This is a genomic window from Rhizobium sp. AQ_MP (assembly GCF_014237835.1).
GTDB lineage: Bacteria > Pseudomonadota > Alphaproteobacteria > Rhizobiales > Rhizobiaceae > Allorhizobium.
On record NZ_JACJVI010000002.1, the window covers coordinates 82,422 to 100,731 of the forward strand.

The 18,310-nt window shown below is 61.5% G+C and carries 18 protein-coding genes; 13 read left to right on the forward strand and 5 right to left on the reverse strand.

Features of this window, described 5'->3' with window-relative positions; translation table 11 throughout:
- Positions 1-44 precede the first annotated feature (44 nt).
- The gene (locus H6M51_RS03490) at positions 45-995 is read left to right on the forward strand and encodes a LysR family transcriptional regulator (RefSeq protein ID WP_185808511.1); all 951 of its coding nucleotides are present in this window, start codon (positions 45-47) and stop codon (positions 993-995) included.
- A gap of 36 nt (positions 996-1,031) precedes the next feature.
- Here the strand turns inward: H6M51_RS03490 and H6M51_RS03495 are convergent, their stop codons facing one another.
- The 3 genes from H6M51_RS03495 to H6M51_RS03505 are packed head-to-tail and all read right to left on the reverse strand — an operon-like array spanning position 1,032 to position 3,969.
- A complete protein-coding gene (locus tag H6M51_RS03495) occupies positions 1,032-2,306 on the reverse strand; it encodes an ABC transporter substrate-binding protein (protein WP_185808512.1) in 1,275 nt (424 codons plus the stop codon).
- Between the two features lie 30 nt (positions 2,307-2,336).
- Positions 2,337-2,999: an alpha/beta hydrolase gene (locus tag H6M51_RS03500; protein ID WP_185808513.1), complete on the reverse strand. Its 663-nt coding sequence runs from the start codon at positions 2,997-2,999 to the stop codon at positions 2,337-2,339.
- Positions 3,000-3,012: 13 nt separating this feature from the next.
- Complete coding sequence (locus tag H6M51_RS03505; RefSeq protein WP_185808514.1) at positions 3,013-3,969, reverse strand: VOC family protein; 957 nt, start codon at positions 3,967-3,969, stop codon at positions 3,013-3,015.
- A 186-nt stretch (positions 3,970-4,155) separates the two neighbouring features.
- Here H6M51_RS03505 and H6M51_RS03510 point away from each other — a divergent pair, with 186 nt between their 5' ends.
- From H6M51_RS03510 to H6M51_RS03520, 3 genes are all read left to right on the forward strand, one after another.
- Positions 4,156-5,133, forward strand: a complete 978-nt coding sequence (locus H6M51_RS03510) for a LysR family transcriptional regulator (protein ID WP_185808515.1) — start codon at positions 4,156-4,158, stop codon at positions 5,131-5,133.
- 111 nt (positions 5,134-5,244) lie between these two features.
- Positions 5,245-6,756, forward strand: coding sequence for an NAD(P)/FAD-dependent oxidoreductase (locus H6M51_RS03515; protein ID WP_185808516.1), 1,512 nt, complete (start codon positions 5,245-5,247; stop codon positions 6,754-6,756).
- Positions 6,753-7,370: a CDP-alcohol phosphatidyltransferase family protein gene (locus tag H6M51_RS03520; RefSeq protein WP_185808517.1), complete on the forward strand. Its 618-nt coding sequence runs from the start codon at positions 6,753-6,755 to the stop codon at positions 7,368-7,370. The genes H6M51_RS03515 and H6M51_RS03520 overlap by 4 nt, the downstream gene beginning before the upstream one ends.
- A 17-nt stretch (positions 7,371-7,387) precedes the next feature.
- Here H6M51_RS03520 and H6M51_RS03525 read toward each other — a convergent pair whose 3' ends face one another.
- A complete protein-coding gene (locus H6M51_RS03525) occupies positions 7,388-7,996 on the reverse strand; it encodes an RNA polymerase sigma factor (protein ID WP_185808518.1) in 609 nt (202 codons plus the stop codon).
- Positions 7,997-8,150: 154 nt separating this feature from the next.
- On the opposite strand from H6M51_RS03525, the gene H6M51_RS03530 reads away from it, so the two are divergent.
- The 9 genes from H6M51_RS03530 (at position 8,151) to H6M51_RS03570 (ending at position 17,008) form a co-directional block, all read left to right on the forward strand.
- Positions 8,151-8,945, forward strand: a complete 795-nt coding sequence (locus tag H6M51_RS03530) for a TVP38/TMEM64 family protein (RefSeq protein ID WP_185808519.1) — start codon at positions 8,151-8,153, stop codon at positions 8,943-8,945.
- A 35-nt stretch (positions 8,946-8,980) separates the two neighbouring features.
- Positions 8,981-9,226, forward strand: a complete 246-nt coding sequence (locus H6M51_RS03535; protein ID WP_185808520.1) for a zf-HC2 domain-containing protein — start codon at positions 8,981-8,983, stop codon at positions 9,224-9,226.
- Between the two features lie 96 nt (positions 9,227-9,322).
- Positions 9,323-10,543 carry an ABC transporter substrate-binding protein gene (locus H6M51_RS03540; RefSeq protein ID WP_407073547.1) on the forward strand — a complete coding sequence of 407 codons (1,221 nt, stop codon included), beginning with the start codon at positions 9,323-9,325 and terminating at the stop codon, positions 10,541-10,543.
- Positions 10,544-10,639: 96 nt separating this feature from the next.
- On the forward strand, positions 10,640-12,274 hold the full coding sequence (locus H6M51_RS03545; RefSeq protein ID WP_246780386.1) for an ABC transporter permease: 1,635 nt from the start codon (positions 10,640-10,642) through the stop codon (positions 12,272-12,274).
- Complete coding sequence (locus H6M51_RS03550) at positions 12,271-12,945, forward strand: ATP-binding cassette domain-containing protein (RefSeq protein WP_185808522.1); 675 nt, start codon at positions 12,271-12,273, stop codon at positions 12,943-12,945. Before H6M51_RS03545 ends, H6M51_RS03550 begins: the two co-directional genes overlap by 4 nt.
- Complete coding sequence (locus tag H6M51_RS03555; RefSeq protein WP_185808523.1) at positions 12,938-14,053, forward strand: FAD-dependent oxidoreductase; 1,116 nt, start codon at positions 12,938-12,940, stop codon at positions 14,051-14,053. Before H6M51_RS03550 ends, H6M51_RS03555 begins: the two co-directional genes overlap by 8 nt.
- A gap of 128 nt (positions 14,054-14,181) precedes the next feature.
- Positions 14,182-15,243 carry an aromatic ring-hydroxylating dioxygenase subunit alpha gene (locus tag H6M51_RS03560; protein ID WP_185808524.1) on the forward strand — a complete coding sequence of 354 codons (1,062 nt, stop codon included), beginning with the start codon at positions 14,182-14,184 and terminating at the stop codon, positions 15,241-15,243.
- Between the two features lie 4 nt (positions 15,244-15,247).
- On the forward strand, positions 15,248-15,991 hold the full coding sequence (locus tag H6M51_RS03565) for a GntR family transcriptional regulator (RefSeq protein ID WP_246780387.1): 744 nt from the start codon (positions 15,248-15,250) through the stop codon (positions 15,989-15,991).
- 33 nt (positions 15,992-16,024) lie between these two features.
- On the forward strand, positions 16,025-17,008 hold the full coding sequence (locus tag H6M51_RS03570) for a PDR/VanB family oxidoreductase (RefSeq protein WP_185808526.1): 984 nt from the start codon (positions 16,025-16,027) through the stop codon (positions 17,006-17,008).
- Positions 17,009-17,195: 187 nt separating this feature from the next.
- On the opposite strand, the gene H6M51_RS03575 is transcribed toward H6M51_RS03570, so the two are convergent.
- On the reverse strand, positions 17,196-18,242 hold the full coding sequence (locus H6M51_RS03575) for a YeiH family protein (RefSeq protein WP_185808527.1): 1,047 nt from the start codon (positions 18,240-18,242) through the stop codon (positions 17,196-17,198).
- Positions 18,243-18,310: the final 68 nt, after the last annotated feature.

Genomic DNA, 18,310 nt, shown 5'->3' on the forward strand with positions numbered 1-18,310 from the left:
TGCAGTATTGATGATTTGTTTGGGCGCCAATATAACAATCCGTTATGAAGTTCGACGAGCGACATCTCATCCAGCTGGCCGCCGTGGTCAAGACGGGTGGCGTGACCGAAGGTGCAGCCCTCCTGGGGCTCGCGCAGCCGGCCGTGTCGCGCACGCTGTCGATGCTGGAAAAGCGTGTGGGCGAACCGCTCTTCATCAAGGGCCGGCGTCCGCTGCAGCCGACGCCTCTCGGGATTGCGTTGGCAGAACATGGGCTTGCCATGTTGGCGGCCTCTCGTAAGGCATCGGATCTGATGGAGAGCTTCCGGGTCGGCAAAAGCGGCGTGGTGCGTGTCGGCGGAAGTCCGTTCTTCATGGATTCGCTGATCGCGGGCATGTGCGCCGAGTTTCAGGCGACGCATCCTGATGTGCGGATCGACCAATCCTATGGCTATTTTCCGGATCTGCGTGCCGCTCTGAAGTCCGACCAGATCGATCTTGCGATCTGCCCAATCGACATTCTCGATGAGGGCTCGGGGCTTGCCTTCCAGCAGATCCTGCCCGGCCGCAATGTCATCGCGTGCCGCGTGACCCATCCGCTTCTGTTGAAGCGCCGCGTGCAGCCGTCCCATCTTCTCGACTATTCCTGGGTGGCGCCGCCGCCGGGCAGTCCGCTTCTGGCCGACCTCAGAGCACTACTCCTCTCCTTCGGAGCGACGGAAATCCGCATCCGCTATTCCGGTGGGTCGCTGGCGAGTGTCGTCAATTATCTGAAGGGCGCAGATGCACTGACCGTGATGCCGCATAGCGTGGTCTTTGCGCAGCGCAAGGAGAAGACGATCACGGCGCTGCCGATCAACATTCCGCATCCGGAGCGTGCTTTGGCCATCCTTCGGCGTGTGGATGCGCCGCGGTCTCCGGCGGTCGAGCAGTTTTCATCCTTCGTTCGGTCGAGCTTCGAAAACCTGCGTCACCTGATCAAGCGTCATGAAGAGGCGGTCGTCTGGGGAAGCTGACGGGCCCGCTCGGGCGGGCCCGCCTAGGTCGTGTCCTCAGGCCAGCGCTTCCATCTTGCCAGCCGTCGGAATGTTCGGTGCCGTCTTGTTGTCGACGATGACGAGATCGAACGTGCCATCGTCCTTGCGCCGCCACTGGCCGCCGACCAGCGGCGTCTTGGTGACGTTCTTGGCTGCAAAGGGCGGCACGCCCTGACCGTTCCATTCGACGCGGCCGACGATCGTGTCGACCTTGGAAGAGGCGATCGCCGCGGCGACGGCTTCGGCATCCGTCACATCGTCGACGCGGCCCATGACATTGGTTGCCATCTCGAAGAGCGAGTGGATGAAGCCGATGGGCTGTGTCCAGGGGCGACCGGTCTTGGCGGTGAAGTCGGCGGCGAGTTCGCCGGCGCTCTGACCCGTCAGCGATGACTTGAACGGATGCTGCGCCGACCACCAGACCTCCGAGGAGAGGTTGTGGCCGGCCGCGCCCAGCGTCTCGACCGATTGCGGGAAGAGGATCGCCTTGGCGACGGTGACCGCCTTCGGATTGAAGCCTTGTTGTTTCGCCTGGTTCCAGAAGGTTGTGAAGTCAGGCGGAATGACGACGCCGGTGATGATGTCGCACTGGCCGTCCTTGAAGGCATTGACCTGGGCGGTGAAGTCGTCGGTCAGGTTCTGGTAGCGACCCGGATCCAGGAGATCGAAGCCAGCCTGGGCGAGACCCGGCTTCAGGCCGACATTCGGGTCACCCCAGGCATTGCCGTCGGCATCATTGGGGAAGAGGCCGCCAACCTTCTTGTTGGTATCAAGCTGGCTCCACATGTTGGTGAAGACGGCGATGACGTCTTCCAGGCCCCAGAAGTAATGGTAGGCGAAGTCGAATGGTTTCCAGCTCTGCGGATCCCCGGGATTGCCCTGTTGCCCGATGAACCAGGGCTGCCACGGCGCCTTGGTCGATATGCAGGGGATGCCCTCGGCTTCGCAGGTCGTCGCCACCGGATTGGTGTTTTCCGGCGTCGAGGCGACCAACATCAGATTGATCTCGTCGGAGAGGATGAGTTCCTTCGCTACATCCGCTGCCCGGTTCGGGTTGGACTGGCTGTCCTTGACGATGATCTCGAAGTTCTTGCCTGCCTCGGTCGCCAGGAAAGAGGCGATGTTATAGGCGTCGCTCTCGCCGAAGCTTGCCAGCGGTCCCGTCTGCGGGCTCACATAGCCGAGCTTGATCTTGGCTCCCTGAGCGATCGCGGGTGCGGCAAGGCCGCCAAGCCCATAGGCGAGACCGGTGGCGGCCCCCGCCTTCAGCAGTTTTCTGCGCGTAATCATGCTGTCCTCCTCCCAGTTGTTTGTTTGAAACTAGGCCGCGACGCGGCGAAATGGTTGACTGCCCTCCGCAAGATCCCGAAGCATCGCTTCGAGCGCTTTCACCTCCATGTCAGAGGCCTGGTGCGCCCGCCCCGGAAACAGTTCGCAGCGAAGTCTCGCCCGCGCCCTCCCAAGCGCTTCGGAGGCTTCTGCGAATGCCGAGACCGGGATCCACGGATCCTGATCGGAGCCGGTGAGATAGACGGGCATGCCGTCGAGATCGTGTGCCGATCGTTCGTCCTGCGTCTGCCCGACCCGGCAGCCCGTGAGATTGACCATGGCCCCCTTCCAGGGGCCAAAGGTCATGGCATATTCAAGCGACAGGCAGGCGCCCTGGCTGAAGCCGCCGATGAGAAGGGGCTTGTCCGCGCCGCCCGCCTGTCGCAGGGCCCCCGCCAGCCCATGGAGATAGTCAAGCGATGCCGAAAGTTCGCGTCTCGTCGCGTCGGTCAGCGCATCCGTGGCACGCGCGGCATACCAGGAGTTTCCAGTGGCTCGCGGCAGGCAGAAGGAGACCCTCGGTACGGCAAGCCGCCCGACGACCTGTTCGATCATGTCCTCGGGGGTCTGGGTTCGCCCGTGGATGAAGACGCAGAGAACGTCGGCATCCGCCGGTGCGACACCTGCGGTGAGCGGCTCGCCATGAACGGCCATGATCGCCACCGGATCAGAAGTTCGCGGGTTCGAGGCCGGCGATCAGTTCCTCGCGGCGATCCTCGAACCAGGGCGGGAAGACCAGCGTCGAACCGATCGCGTCGGCCGGCTCGTCCTTGGCCCAACCGCCCTCGACCGACCAGGCGATCTCGAACAGCGCGCCGCCCGGCGAGCGGACATAGCAGGACTTGAAGTAGTTGCGGTCCTTCTGGTCGGAGACGTCGGTGAAACCGAGACCTTCGATATGGGCCTTCAGCTTCAACTGGTTCTCTTCGTTGACGGTGTTGAGTGCGAGGTGGTGGATCGTGCCGCCTGAAAGCGTCCAAGTGCCCTGCGGGCCGTTCGGCTGGTGCAGGACTTCCACCATGCTCGACGGGCCGCCATTGTTCGGAACCGAGAACATCAGCCCCTCGTCGCTGTCGGCTTCCTTCTTCATGCCCATGCCAATCGTCAGGAAGTCGTCCATCGATGTGCGGTCGAAAACGGCGATTGCGGCGCCATAGATGCCGCGGATGCCCTGGGCCTCGCCTATGCCTTGAGCCTCATTGGTGATCGGCGGGCGCTTGTCTGCCGGGCTCTCGACCAGTTCGTGGTCGATGCCGCAGGGATGGGCGAGGGCTACCCGTGTAATGCCGAAGCGGCTGGTCTTGCTGGCAGGTATGCCGCGCTCGTTCAGCCGGTTGACCCAGAAGTCGGCCGAGCCGACGGGGATCGAAAGCTGGATGATCTTCGACTGGTTGGTGCCGCGCCTGCCATAAATGCCGGGTTTCCTGAAGGGGAAGGTGGTGACGATGGTCGATGGGTCGCCGCTTCTGGCGCCGTAATAGAGGTGGTAAACCGGAATCGTGCCGTCGAAGAGAACTGTGCGCTTGATGGAATGGAGTCCAAGCGTCTTGGTGTAAAAGTCATAGTCCTCCTGAGCGCCGTCGGTGCTCAGCGTGAGGTGATGGTAACCCGTGATGAACGACATTCTTATCTTCCTCCAGATGCTGCGCGGGCAGGCATGGAGCCGATCTAGAACGCACGGGGCCTCCAGTGGCGATTGTCGCCACACCCGTCATGCTTGCGCCCGATCGGATCCTCCCAATAATCCGACTATATCCCGCATCGAGCCATCTGTTGATAAAATTGCTTATGTTCAGTATAGCAGATCGCTATGAAGATTGATGAGCGCCACCTCGTTCAGCTGGCGGCCGTCGCCGAGACCGGCGGCGTGACCGAAGGCGCGGCACTGCTCGGCATGACGCAGCCGGCAGTCTCGCGCACGCTGTCCATGCTGGAGCGCCGGGTAGGGGAACCGCTTTTCACGCCGGGCAAGCGCCCGCTGCAGCTGACACCGCTCGGACAGCAGCTGGCGATTCAGGGGCGATCGATCCTGGCCGCATCGCGCAAGGCGGTGGAAATCGTGCGCGGTTTCCAGTCGGGCACAACCGGGCGCATCAAGGTCGGGGGCGTGCCATTTTTCATGGATGCCGTCATTTCGCAGATGATCGCGAGCTTCCAGCTGCGCGAACGCGATATCATGGTCGAGCAGTCCTATGGCAATCTGCCCGATCTCCTGACCGAGCTTGATTCAAGCCAGATCGACGTCGCCATAACACCGATCGGCAGCTCGGACCTGAAGAGCGACTTCGAGTTCCAGCCTATTCTTCCCGGGCGCAACGTGCTGACCTGTGCGGTCGGTCACCCGCTGCTCCGAAAGCGGCGGCTCAGCATAGAAGACATCATGACCTATCCGTGGGTGGCGCCACTTCCCGGCTCGCCCCTTGTGCTCGACCTGCACAACATCCTGATCACGCTCGGGATCAGCGAATTGCAGGTCCGCTATTCCGGTGGCTCTCTGCTGTCGGTCGTCAACTACATTGCCTCGACCGATGCGCTGGCGATCCTGCCGCATTCGGTCGTCTTTTCCTTCAAAGGCGAGAACAAGATCTCGATCGTGCCCGTCGATATCCCGCAGCCGGAGCGGACGCTTGGCATCATTACCAAGCGTAAGACCTATCCGAACCCGGCCTGCCGGAAGTTTCAGGATCACATCGTCCGGGAATTCACGGATCTCAAGAAGGTGATCGAACGTCACGAAAAATCGATCGCCTGGGGCGAGGGGCCGTTCCTGCCGGAGCGGGATCGCTGATCCATTGCCGAGCCGAGCCTCGGGTCCTGCAAAATATGTTCGAGAGACTGTAACGAAACGCAGTCTGCTCCGTCTAATCCGTGAAACCACATTTTGTGTACGGGACTGTCTATGCGCAGTATGGAACAAAAGCCGGGCGCCCCAGGCGCGCAGTGGACGAAGCCTAGACGTTTCGACCGCAACCTCATTGTGATCGGTGCGGGGTCTGCCGGGCTCGTCTCTGCCTATATCGCAGCAGCCGCCAAGGCCAAGGTAACCTTGGTCGAAGTCAACAAGATGGGTGGCGATTGCCTGAACTTCGGCTGTGTGCCGTCAAAGGCCCTGATCAAGAGCGCCAAGGTGGCGCACCAAATGCGCCACGCCGATCGTTACGGTCTTGAAGCGGTCGAGCCGAAGGTTCCTTTCTCTGCTGTCATGGAGCGGATCCACAAGGTGATCGGGGAGATCGAACCGCATGACAGTGTCGAGCGCTACACGGAGCTCGGGGTCGAGGTGCTGCAGGGCTATGCCAAGCTGATCGATCCCTGGACGGTCGAGATCGCGCTCAACGACGGTGGCATGCAGCGGCTGACCACACGGTCGGTCATCATCGCGACAGGAGCGCAGCCTTTCGTTCCGCCGATCCCGGGACTTGCCGATGTGGGCTACCTCACTTCCGACACGCTTTGGGAACGTCTGCGGGGCCGACCGGAGGTGCCGCGTCGTCTCGTCGTTCTCGGTGGCGGGCCGATAGGCTGCGAGCTCGCGCAGAGTTTTGCCCGGCTCGGGTCGGAGGTTACGCAGGTCGAGATGGCGCCGCGTCTGATGATGCGCGAGGACGAAGATGCCGCCGCCTTGGTCGAGGCGTCGCTGAAGGGTGACGGGGTGAAGGTCCTGACACGGCACAAGGCCGTTGCCTGCGGAACGGATGCCGGCGACAAATGGCTCGAGGTCGAGCATGACAGCTCGGTTCGCCGCATCGGTTTCGACGAGATCATTGTTGCCGTGGGACGTGCGCCGCGCCTGAAGGGTTTCGGGCTGGAAGCACTCGGTATCAAGGTCGATCGGGTGGTCGAGACCAACGAATATCTGCAAACGCTCTACCCAAACATCCTCGCCGCCGGTGATGTAGCTGGACCCTATCAGTTTACCCATGTCGCCGGGCATCAGGCCTGGTTTGCGGCGATCAATGCGCTGTTCGGTGATCTCAAGCGCTTCAAGGCCGACTACTCGGTCATTCCCTGGGCGACCTTCACTGATCCCGAAGTCGCCCGTGTCGGATTGTCGGAGGCCGAGGCAAGGGAGAAGAAGGTCCCGCATGAGGTCACGCGCTTCGGGATCGATGATCTGGACCGGGCGATTGCCGACGGATCTGCACGCGGCTTCGTCAAGGTGCTGACCGTGCCCGGCAAGGACAGGATCCTCGGCGCCACGATCGTCGGCGAGCATGCCGGCGATCTGCTTGCCGAGTTCGTCTTCGCCATGAAACATGGCCATGGGCTCGGTAAGATCCTCGGCACGATCCACATCTATCCGACGCTGGCCGAGGCCAACAAAATGGTGGCCGGGCAGTGGCGACGGGCGCATATCAATGGCTTCGCCCTTTCATTGCTCGAGCGTTTCCAGGCCTGGAGGCGTGGATGATCGATGCAAAGATCCTGCCCCTGCAAAAGGCGGCACTTCAGCCCGCAGCGACCTTTTTCGCGCGGCGGGGGGTGCGTGCGGACCAGCTCAGCATCATGGGCTTCGTGGCCGGCCTTTTCGCTTTTGGCGCACTCAGTTTCGGATATTGGCTGGCTGCGCTCTTCTTTGTTCTCCTCAACCGCGTCTTGGACGGACTCGATGGTGCGGTTGCGCGCATTCAGGGGCCCACGGATCGCGGTGCCTATCTTGATATCGCATTCGACATGGTCTTCTACGCTCTGATCCCACTCGGCTTCGCGCTCTCGATGCCGGAGGACAACGCCCTGCCGGCTGCCGTGCTCATCGTTTCGTTTGTCGGAACAGGATCCTCTTTCCTCGCATTTTCTGCAGTTGCTGCGAAACTCGGGCGTCAGGCGCCCAAGTTTCCCACCAAAGGCATCTACTATGCCGGTGGTCTGGCCGAGGGCTTCGAGACGATTTTCGTCTTTGTCGTCATGTGCCTTTTCCCGGAACGCTTTGCCGTGATCGCCTACAGCTTTGCAGCGCTGTGTGCGCTCACCACCTTGATCCGGTGGCGGCAAGGCTGGATCGCGTTTTCGGAATCGCAGCGATGATGGCGCGGATCACGGTATCAGCTGACCTGGTTCAGACGGTCAAGTGCATGACGGATCGCCAGGCGGGCGCGATGCAGGAGCACACGCATATTGCCTTCGCTGATGTCGAGCAGTGTGCAAACCTCGGCGGGATCAAGGTCCTGTTGGCCGCGAAGGATGAGAACCGCGCGTTGGCCGGGTGGCAGCGTCTCGATTACCTCTTCAACATGTTGCAGGACGCTTCGTCCCTCGATGTGGCGCTCGGGGGTCAGGTTCTCCCACAGTTCCGGAACCTGGCGCCAGTGACCGCGACCGTCGAAGGCGTCCGCCAGGCTGTCACCACTGCTATGATCGTCGAAGAAGACGGTGCGACCTTCGCGGCGGGCCCGGCTGCGCGCCTTGTTCAGGAGGATAGTATAGATCCAGCTCGCAAGCGAACCTCGTCCCTCAAAGAGATCGATGCGGCCGAGCACCGCGATCCAAGTATCCTGGACGACCTCCTCGGCAATGTGCCGTTGATGGACGATACTGGTGCAGAAGCGGACCATCGCGGCATTGTGGCGCCGATAGAGGCCGTCGAACGCTGCTGCGTCGCCATGCACCAGTCGCAAGGCCAGCGCCCGATCATCCCCGTCAACCCGCGACACGCCGCCCCCTGCCTGAACCCCCTGGCCATTAGCGAAACAATCATCCGCAAAGTCCAGCCGCATTCGACCCCATCAAGTCATAGTGACCACGCGATATCTGTCGCTTGGCAGAGGGCGGTCTTACAGGGCGTAGAACGCTTTCCCGGAGATTGTGATGATTGAACGCCGTTCGCCCGATCCGGGCAATCCGTCGTCGGATGGGAGGGAGGGCGCTTCCGAAACCGCGCCAACTCGAAACGTCCTGTGGCGCTTTGCACCTTTGGCTGTGGTTCTGGCCGGCTTAGGTCTCGGATATGCCCTGGGTCTTCAAGACTATCTCAGCCTCGATTTTCTCGCAGAACAACGACAGGCTCTGAGGGCCTATGTCGATGCCCATTTCCTTACGTCGGCGATGCTTTTCCTCGGCGTGTACATTGCCGCTGTCGCCTTTTCCTTTCCGGCTGCATCTGTGCTCACGATTTTCGGGGGCTTCCTGTTCGGCTGGATGATTGGTGGGGCGCTCGTGGCTGTCGGTGCCACGGTCGGTGCATCCATCCTTTTCCTTGCGACGCGATCCGCCTTCGGTGGTTTCCTGCGTCACCGCGTCGACGGTGTGATCAAGAAGCTGGCCGACGGCTTCCGCGAAAACGCTTTCGGCTATCTCTTCGTCATCCGCCTGGCGCCGGTCTTTCCGTTTTTCGTGGTGAACATTGCCGCAGCGCTCTTCGACATCAGCCTTGGCCGATTCGTCGCTGCGACGTTTTTCGGAATTCTGCCCGGCACTTTTGCCTATGCCTATCTTGGGCAGGGGGTCGATAGTGTCCTGGTTGCCGCACAGGAAAGCGGCCAGGAGGCAAAGATTTCCGATCTCGTGACGACCGAGATCACGGTTGCTTTCTTCGCATTGGCTCTGGTCGCTCTGATCCCCACCCTGGTCCGCCAGATCCGCAAGCGGGGTGCTTCGCCATGAACAGTGGCATCACAGCTTTGGGGGGAGGGTAAGCCATGTTCCGATGCAGCGAAGTCGCCGAACGTGCGAGCCTTCTGATCGATGGCGAATTGAGCTTGTGGTCACGCGTGAACATCAGGCTGCATATTGCGATGTGCCGGGGATGCCGGGCCTTTATCGAGCAGATGCGGATCACACGCGATCTTGCCCAGAAGGTCGGTGCCACCGAGGGTGTATCGTCGAACGAAGAGATTCAGGCCGCTCTGGCCAATCTCCAGGCACGGTCAGAAAGGTCATCATAAAAACCAGCGGCACTGGCGTGCGTATCTTCAATGGAATGAACCTCCTAACTCAAAATCATACCTTCGATTAAGGGAGCAGTGCAGAACATGCGATTGATGACAGGAATTTTCGCTGCGGGCTTTGTGGCAGCAGCCACCAGTCTTCCGGCTGTGGCGGCCGGTCCCGATATTTCGGACTGGGCGGCCCTTGAGAAGGCTGCCTCCGGTCAGACGGTCTATTTCAACGCCTGGGGCGGGTCGGAAAACATCAATGCTTACCTCGAATGGGTGGGGGCGGAGATGCAGTCGCGCTACGGGGTCACCGTTGTGCAGGTGAAGCTTGACGATACAGCCAGTGCTGTTGCGAAAGTGATTGCCGAAAAAGCAGCCGGCAAGGACGAGGGCGGTTCCGTCGATCTCATCTGGATTAACGGCGAGAACTTCGTGTCAATGAAGCAGCAGGAGCTGTTGCTGACCCCGGGTTGGGCGACTGCCCTGCCAAACTGGCGCTATGTGGACTTTGAGAACCAGCCGACCATACTGACTGACTTCACGGAGCCGACGGAGGGTCTGGAAAGTCCATGGGGCGGGGCCAAGATGGTCTTCTTTTACGACGGCGCCCGCACGCAAGCCTCGTCCCTTCCTGACAGCGCGGCCCAATTGCTTGACTGGGCCAAGGCGAATCCGGGGCGGTTCTCCTATCCGGCGCCTCCGGATTTCATCGGGTCGTCCTTTCTCAAGCAGGTGCTGAGCGAGGTGATCGCCGACCGGACAAAGCTCTCAAAGCCTGTCGATGAAAAGACCTTCGAACGCGATGTCGAGCCGCTGTTTGCCTATCTGGACCAGTTGCATCCTGTGGGCTGGCGCCAGGGCAAGACGTTCCCGCAAAACTATCCGGACATGAAGCAAAAGCTGGCGGATGGCGAACTCGATATCATCTTCGCTTTCAATCCGGCGGAAGCCTCGGCGGGCATCAAGGCCGGAGAATTGCCGGACACGGTCCGCTCCTTCACCTTCTCCGGCGGCACGCTCGGCAACACCCATTTCGTGGCGATTCCCTACAATGCCAATGCAAAGGAGGGTGCACTCCTAACGGCCAATTTCCTGATCTCCCCGGAGGCGCAGCTGCGCAAGCAGGACCCGGCCTATTGGGGTGACCCGACAGTGTTGTCCATGGCCAAGCTGGGAGAAGCCGATCGCTCGGCATTCTCAGCGCTCGATCTCGGTGTCGCGACACTTTCGCCGGATCAGCTCGGACCTGTGATCGCCGAGCCGCATGCCAGCTGGATGGAGCGGATCGAAGCGGAATGGCGCCGGCGTTATGCCAGCGGCAATTGAGCCGTGCTGCTTCACGTAAATGCCCGCAGGTTTGCAAACCGGTCGGCCGCGCTTTTCTCCCGAAGCGCGGTCACTCTTACACTTGGCTTCTTACTCTTGCCGATCACCTTCGGCATCCTCGGCACATTGCTGCCCGCCTTTGGCTATCTGCCTGCGCTCGGTGGTGTGACTCTTTCCTTCGATCCCTTCCGTGCTCTTCTTGCTACTCCGGGCCTTTTCTCCGCTGCAATGCTGAGCCTGGCCGCAGGCCTTGCGGCGACTGCCTTGTCGCTTGCCATCGCACTGGTTTTCATCGCCGGCTTTGCCGGCACGACGACTCTTGCCCGTATCCAACACCTCCTCTCGCCGCTTCTGGCCATTCCGCATGCGGCAGCAGCCTTCGGGCTTGCGTTTCTTGTTGCTCCATCCGGTTTCCTCATTCGGCTGGCGGCGCCACTGTTCGGGATAGACCGGCCGCCGGATGTGCTGATCCCGCACGATCCGTGGGGGCTGGCCATGATCGCGGGTCTTGTGATCAAGGAGACACCCTTCCTGTTTCTGGTCCTGTTGGCGGCTTTGCCTCAGGTTGAGCTGGGCGCTGCCCGTCGCCTTGCCGCCTCGTTCGGCTATGGGCGGATCGCGGGCTTTGTCTATCTGTTGTGGCCGGCGCTCTACCGGCAAATCCGCTTTGCCGTGTATGCCGTCATCGCCTATTCGTCATCCGTCGTGGATGTCGCAGTCATTCTGGGGCCGAACCTGCCCGGTACGCTTGCCACACGACTGGTGCAGTGGATGAACGATCCTGACCTTTCCGTACGCTTCCTCGCCTCGGCAGGTGCCGTGCTGCAGCTTGCCGTAACCCTTGCGGCGCTGATTATCTGGTTCGGCCTCGAGCGACTGGGCTCGACGCTTCTGCGACTTTCCTGCGAGCGCGGGCGCCGGTTCGTACGGGATGGCCTGCTGAGCCTTTTCTCGGTTGTCGCCGTCAGTATCATTGTTGCCGGCGTGTTTGCCGGGCTGGTTCTTCTTGCAATCTGGTCACTGGCTGGTCTCTGGCAGTTCCCGGATTTGCTGCCTCGGGACTTCACGTTGCGGAGCTGGATGCTCGCGATGCCGCGGGTCATCGATCCCCTGGTCACCACGCTTGCGATTGGCATCACCTCGACCCTGATCGCCGTTGTGCTTGGCATAGGCTGCCTTGAGCGGGAGATCCAGACCGGCCGGAATGGGGGTGACCGGGGGCTGCTCCTTCTATATCTGCCGCTCATGGTGCCTCAGATCGCCTTTGTCTTCGGTCTCCAACTGCTGTTCATCGGCAGCGGAAGCCAGTATCGGCTCCTCGCTCTGATCCTCGTTCATCTGGTTTTCGTCCTGCCTTATGTCTTTCTGTCGCTGGCCGATCCCTGGCGAGCGCTGGACCGCCGCTACGAGATCATCGCTGCTGCGCTCGGACGATCACGGCTGTCTGTCCTGCTTTTGATCCGTGTGCCGATGCTCATCCGCCCGATCCTGACGGCTTTTGCCGTCGGATTTGCCGTTTCGGTCGGTCAGTACTTGCCCACCCTTCTGATCGGCGAAGGACGGCTCTCGACCATCACCACCGAGGCTGTCGCGCTTGCGTCCGGAAACAACCGACGCGTCATTGGAGTCTACGCTTTGCTGCAGACCATCCTTCCCAGTCTTGCCTTTGCGCTCGCCGCACTCATACCGGCGATCCTGCATCGCAATCGCCGTGAAATGAGGGTCGGATGATGTTGCAGTCTCAGCCCGGCACGGGCCTTCGTCTCTCGAAGATCGGCATCTCTCTCGGCGCTAAACGTCTGATATCGCTGACAGCTGACGTCCCTTCGGGGTCCGTCTTCACGATCATGGGCCCGTCCGGTTCGGGGAAGTCGACACTGCTGTCCTTCATCGGCGGCTTTCTCGATCCCGTCTTCCATGCGGAGGGCGCTGTCTCCGTCGACGGCATCGATCTTCTGGAACTTGCTCCCGAACAGCGCAGGGCGGGCATTCTGTTCCAGGATCCGCTGCTGTTTCCGCATATGTCCGTCGGTGGCAATATCGCCTTTGCCATTCCTTCTGAGGTTTCGGACAGAAAGCTCCGACGACGCATGGCGGCTGAAATCCTCGCGGAGATGGAGCTTGCCGGCTTCGAGGATCGCGATCCGGCAACGCTTTCGGGCGGCCAGAAGGCGCGGGTGGCGCTTGCCCGTGTCCTGGTTTCCCAACCTCGGTTGTTGCTGCTCGACGAGCCCTTCTCAAAACTTGATATGGCTCTTCGGAGCCAGATGCGGGCGCTTGTCTTCGCGCGCGCACGCAGCGCAGGCCTCCCGGTGGTCCTCGTCACCCATGACGAGGCGGATGCGGATGCCGCAGGTGGCCCCGTGCACCGTCTCGGCGCACAGGATCTCGGACATGATTGAGACCGAAAGGGACATCATGCTTCTCGGTGGCGGTCACAGCCACGTCGAAGTGATCCGGCGCCTTGGGCAGCTCGGGCTTGGTTCCCGCATCACGCTGGTTTCGCCCGGCAAACACGCTCCCTATTCTGGCATGCTGCCGGGATATATTGCCGGCATATACGGTTTCGAAGACTTTCATATCGATCTTCAAGCGCTCTGTGCGCGTTTCGGAGTGACGTTTCAGGAAACTGTGGCGAGTCATATCGATCCCGATCGTCGGGTGGTTCGGCTCGCAGATGGATCAGACCTTTCCTATCGGCAGCTTTCGATCGATATCGGGTCCACGCCCTCCCTGCCATCCGGGATAACCGGTGGCATTTCCGTGAAGCCGATCGCAAGCTTTACCGATCGCCTCTCGTGCCTCGACCGACTGATTGGGGACGGAAATCTCCTGAAGCTGGTGGTCGTCGGGCAGGGCGTGGCCGGTGTTGAGGTCGCCTTTGCCTTGCGACAGAGATTTGCCGGCCGTGGCGTCCAGATCACGCTTGTTGGACGGTCGACCGAACCACTGCGGGAGCGCAGCTTCCTCGCTCGACGGCTGGTGCTGCGGCAGATGAAGCGCGCAGGCATCGCGCATCAAGGCAGCTTCGACGTTGTCGGATTCGCAAACGGCGAGCTCGTCTCCCGTGATGGCCGGCGGCTTGGCGCCGACGAGGTCATCTGGACGACATCGAGCGGCTCTCAAGGTTTTCTGCGAGACAGTGGTTTGCTGCTTGATGCGGGCGGCTTCATTCGCGTCGGAGCGTCGCTGCGTTCTCTATCGCATCCGGATGTCTTTGCGGCCGGAGACGTGGCTTCCCTTGTCGATCCGCGTCCGAAGGCCGGGGTCTTTGCCGTCCGGCAAGGGCCCATCCTGGCGGAGAACATTCTGCGGAGCCTGAGGGGTCAGCCCCTTCTAGCCTATCGCCCGCAGCGATCCTGGCTGGTCCTCATATCCTTGCCCGAAAACCAGGCCATCGCGGACAAGTGGGGCCTGGCGGTATCCGGCCGTTGGGTCGCTCGATGGAAGGATCGGATCGATCGACGCTTCATGCAGCGATATGCGTCAGGCGACCAGTCTGCGCGATAGGTTTCTGGACGTTCCACTGCTTGCGAGCCATGCATCGTAGCACCCGCTCGCTTTTCGGCGAAATCTGCATCCTGATTGACAGGCTGTATACAATGTGGCTCTCTGATCGTGATAGAGGAGGAGCTGTCATGTCCAAACCCACGTTTCCGCTGAACGCCTGGTATGCCGCCGCCTACGACGTTGAGTTAAAGCGGGCGCTTTTGCCACGCACGATCTGTAACAAGCCTGTTGTCCTGTATCGCAAGGAAAACGGCACGCCTGTCGCTCTCGCCGATGCCTGTTGGCACAGGCTTGTGCCGCTCTCGCTCGGGCGGTTGGAGGGCGACAATGTCGTCTGCGGGTATCACGGTCTGGAATTCGACGACACTGGCCGTTGTGTATACATGCCCTCCCAGGACACCATCAATCCGTCGGCATGCGTCAAATCCTATCCGATTGCCGAGAAGCACCGCTTCATCTGGATCTGGCCGGGCGATCCGGCGCTCGCCGATCCCGCACTCATCCCCGACATGCATTGGAACCAGGATCCGAACTGGGCTGCTGACGGCAAGCTGATCGAAGTGAAGTGCGACTATCGTCTCGTGGTCGACAACCTGATGGATCTCACGCACGAGACCTTTGTTCACGGCTCTTCGATCGGCAATCGCGCCGTCGCAGAAGCGCCGTTCGAGGCAAGCCATTCCGATCGCTTCGCTTACATCACGCGCTGGATGGAGGACATCGACCCGCCGCCCTTCTGGCGCAAGCAGTATGGCCGCCCGGGCAAGGTCGATCGCTGGCAGGTCATTCGCTTCGAGGCACCCTGCACGGTGACGATCGATGTGGGTGTGGCTGAAGCCGGCACCGGTGCCAAGCAGGGCGATCGCTCCAAGGGCGTGAACGGTTATGTGCTCAACACCATCACCCCGTCCACTGACAAGACCTGTCTCTATTTCTGGGCCTTCGCGCGGAATTACGACCTCGGCAACCAGGCGCGCACGCACGAGCTGCGCGAGGGAGTCGCTGGCGTGTTCCGTGAGGATGAGGTGGTGCTCGAAGCACAGCAGCGGGCCATCGATGCCAATCCGGACCACCAGTTCTACAATCTCAACATCGACGCTGGCTCGATGTGGGCGCGCAAGCTGATCGACCGGATGATCGATGCAGAGGTAAAGCCGCAGGCCGGACCCCATGCGGTGGCTGCGGAGTGATGTCATGACGGCTGACGGCGAACGTGCTCCGAAACAGCAAACGGCAAAGGCGTTGCTCGGGCTTCGCGACCTCATCCTTGCAGGCGAAGTGGAGCCGGGTGAACGACTTTCGGAGGTGGGTCTTGCCGAGCGCCTTTCGGTGTCGCGCACCCCGCTTCGGGCGGCCCTTCAGCGGCTCGAACAGGAGGGACTTGTCGCACTTATCCCGTCGGGCGGCTATGCCGTGCGTTCCTTCAGCCGGCAAGAGGTGATCGATGCCATCGAGCTCAGAGGCGTTCTGGAAGGCACCGCTGCGCGCCTTGCTGCCGAACGAGCGACAACGGCTGAGCGGATGAGGGCCATTCGCGACGTGGTCGATGCCCTCGACGCGGTGTTGCAGGTGGAGGCGTCCGCCTTGGACTTCGAGCGGTACGAAGCTTTGAACGGCATGTTCCATCGCCTGCTCTGGGACCTCGCCGGCAGCGATCTCCTGAAACGGGAGATCGAGCGCATGACAAGTCTGCCCTTTGCCAGCCCGAATGCCTTCGTGAATACCGAGTCCAATGCACCGGCCTTTTACAGGTCACTCGTGGTCGCGCAGGCACAGCACAAGGCGATTGTTTCGGCGATCGAGTTGCGTGAGGGGGCGCGGGCGGAGGCGCTGGCGCGGGAGCATGCACGGCTTGCCCGGCAGAATCTCGATTTCGTGCTGGAGGAGCAGCCCGATCTGCGCCGGAAAGTTCTGGCGCTCGCCCTGATGGCGGGCTGAACGGGCTGAGAGAAACACATCTGGGAGGATTATATGCGTTCCAAGCTGGAATGGCGTGCCGCGCGCGTCATAGCGAGCGAAACCCCGGCAGAAGATGTCCGGGCGGTGACTTTCGCAGTCGAGGGCCTTCGCTCTCCCTTCGATCCTGGCTCACACACGAACATCAAGGTCCTTATTCGGGGCGAGCCTGCGATCCGCACTTACACCGTGCTGCCGAGTGCCCCAGGCACCCTGAAGATCGCAGTCAAGCTGCATCCCAACAGCCGTGGCGGATCGGCCTTCGTCTGGAACATGGCGATCGGGGACGAGACCGAGATGACCGAGCCCGAAAACCGTTTCGAGCTTTCCTGGCGGGCATCCCGCTATCTCCTGATTGCCGGCGGTATCGGCATCACGCCGATCTACGGGATGGCGAAAGCGCTGGTGGCGCGCGGCCACTCCGTACGGCTGATCTATGGCGCAAAGAGCCGGGCGCAGATGGCGTTTGTCGACGAATTGCAGGTGTTGCTGGGCGACAATCTGCAAACTTTCGTCCAGGATGAATGTCAGGGTTTCGATCTACCGGCCGAGTTTGCAGCACTGCCCGTTGACGGTGAAGCCTATATCTGCGGGCCGCATGGTCTTCTGGAGGCAGCGCGCAACACCTGGCGTGACAGCGGACGGTCGATGAGCCGGTTGCGCTTCGAAGTGTTTGGCGACAGTGGGCGTTTCGCAGAGCAGCCTTTTTCCGTCACGGTTCCAAATTACGGAAGTACCGTCGAGGTGCGCGCTGACCAGACGATGCTGGACGCGCTGATGGAGGCGGGAATCGACATGGTCTACGATTGTCGCCGCGGAGAATGCGGGCTTTGCGCGGTCACCATTGTCGATGCTTCCACGCCCATTGATCACCGTGATGTCTTCTTCTCCCCGGAGGAACGGCATGAGGGTGAGAAGATGTGTGCCTGCGTTTCGCGGGCGGTAGGCGGCACCATAACGATCGACACAGGCTACCGACAGGAAGCGTTGCGCGCCTGATCTTCGTCGGCGCCTGCCGTTGTGTTCAGTTGCTCGCCGATCCCCAACGGCTTCGCAAGCGCTTTGTTGCAGACCTCGACTGGGCTGGGCTGCGTATCATCTTCGGTCTGTGTTCCGCGACGAGGCAGACTGGCGACAACGTATGGGCTGTTTTAGCCGGAAACTTCCTTCCGGCCCCGGCGCGCTGCTAGAGGCCCAGGATCAGCAAGGCTGCCAGAACAAGTGCCGCCAGGAAGGCGGTCTCTGCCACCAGAAGCCCGATGGCGCGGCCTCCGATCTTGAAGACCTCCGGAAGCGAGGTCTTGACGCCGACGGCGGCGATGGCGACCAGAAGCGCCCAGCGGGACAGTGTACCGGCCCAGTCGCTTACGACGGGCGGGATGGTGACCAGCGAGTTCAGTGTTCCGAGCAGGAGGAAGGCGACGACGAAGCCGGGGAGCAGGGGCGGGCGCTTCATATCGCTGGAAACGCTCTTGCGGAAAGCAAGGGCCGCGATCAGGACGACGGGGGCCAGCATGGTAACCCGGATGAGCTTGACGAAGACGGCCGTCTCGCCCGCCGGGACGGAGACCGAAAAGCCGGCGCCAGCGACCTGGGCCACGTCGTGGATGGTGGCGCCGAGAAAGATGCCGGTCTGATGGTCGTCAAGACCGGCCAGGCTGGCGATGATCGGGTAGAAGATCATGGCGAGCGTGGAGAGCATGGTCACGCCGATCACCGTGAACACCATCTGCTGGTCGGCTTCCTTGCTTCGGCTGCCAAGCGTGGCGGAGATCGCAAGCGCGGCGGAGGCGCCGCAGATGGCCACAGCGCCGCCTGTCAGCACGCCGAAGGCGGTGCTTTGGCTCAGCAGTTTCGCGGCCACTATTCCAAAGACAATCGTCAGCACCACGGCCGCCACAATCATTCCTATCACCGGGGCACCCAGATCGGTGAACATGGCGACGCTGACCCGTAAGCCCAAAAGGGCAATGCCCAGCCTCAAGACCACGCGCGAGGCAAAGTCCAGACCCGCTGCCGTTCTTGGATCTTCCGCGAGGAAATGCAGGGCGAGCCCAATCAGGATGGCGAGCAGCATCGCCGGTGCGCCATAGTGCTCCGACAGGAAGGCCGAGGCGAGTGCGATGAGGATCGTCACCGAGAGCCCGGGAAACAGTCTCTGCCAATGATCTCTGAAGGTCGCAGAAGGACGCTCCCGCTCCGGATCAGGCGAGACGGTCGGCAGGTCTGGCATGAAATCACCTCTGGGGAATCGCGGTGCGGATAAGGGCCTTATCCGGCGCCGCGGGTGTGGGGCGGGAT

Excerpts from the sequence above, each read along its gene's own strand:
- H6M51_RS03490 (WP_185808511.1), top strand. The coding sequence starts at position 45 with ATGAAGTTCGACGAGCGACATCTCATCCAGCTGGCCGCCGTGGTCAAG.
- H6M51_RS03495 (WP_185808512.1), bottom strand. The coding sequence starts at position 2,306 with ATGATTACGCGCAGAAAACTGCTGAAGGCGGGGGCCGCCACCGGTCTC.
- H6M51_RS03500 (WP_185808513.1), bottom strand. The coding sequence starts at position 2,999 with ATGGCCGTTCATGGCGAGCCGCTCACCGCAGGTGTCGCACCGGCGGAT.
- H6M51_RS03505 (WP_185808514.1), bottom strand. The coding sequence starts at position 3,969 with ATGTCGTTCATCACGGGTTACCATCACCTCACGCTGAGCACCGACGGC.
- H6M51_RS03510 (WP_185808515.1), top strand. The coding sequence starts at position 4,156 with ATGAAGATTGATGAGCGCCACCTCGTTCAGCTGGCGGCCGTCGCCGAG.
- H6M51_RS03515 (WP_185808516.1), top strand. The coding sequence starts at position 5,245 with ATGCGCAGTATGGAACAAAAGCCGGGCGCCCCAGGCGCGCAGTGGACG.
- H6M51_RS03520 (WP_185808517.1), top strand. The coding sequence starts at position 6,753 with ATGATCGATGCAAAGATCCTGCCCCTGCAAAAGGCGGCACTTCAGCCC.
- H6M51_RS03530 (WP_185808519.1), top strand. The coding sequence starts at position 8,151 with ATGATTGAACGCCGTTCGCCCGATCCGGGCAATCCGTCGTCGGATGGG.
- H6M51_RS03535 (WP_185808520.1), top strand. The coding sequence starts at position 8,981 with ATGTTCCGATGCAGCGAAGTCGCCGAACGTGCGAGCCTTCTGATCGAT.
- H6M51_RS03540 (WP_407073547.1), top strand. The coding sequence starts at position 9,323 with ATGACAGGAATTTTCGCTGCGGGCTTTGTGGCAGCAGCCACCAGTCTT.
- H6M51_RS03550 (WP_185808522.1), top strand. The coding sequence starts at position 12,271 with ATGATGTTGCAGTCTCAGCCCGGCACGGGCCTTCGTCTCTCGAAGATC.
- H6M51_RS03555 (WP_185808523.1), top strand. The coding sequence starts at position 12,938 with ATGATTGAGACCGAAAGGGACATCATGCTTCTCGGTGGCGGTCACAGC.
- H6M51_RS03560 (WP_185808524.1), top strand. The coding sequence starts at position 14,182 with ATGTCCAAACCCACGTTTCCGCTGAACGCCTGGTATGCCGCCGCCTAC.
- H6M51_RS03565 (WP_246780387.1), top strand. The coding sequence starts at position 15,248 with ATGACGGCTGACGGCGAACGTGCTCCGAAACAGCAAACGGCAAAGGCG.
- H6M51_RS03570 (WP_185808526.1), top strand. The coding sequence starts at position 16,025 with ATGCGTTCCAAGCTGGAATGGCGTGCCGCGCGCGTCATAGCGAGCGAA.
- H6M51_RS03575 (WP_185808527.1), bottom strand. The coding sequence starts at position 18,242 with ATGCCAGACCTGCCGACCGTCTCGCCTGATCCGGAGCGGGAGCGTCCT.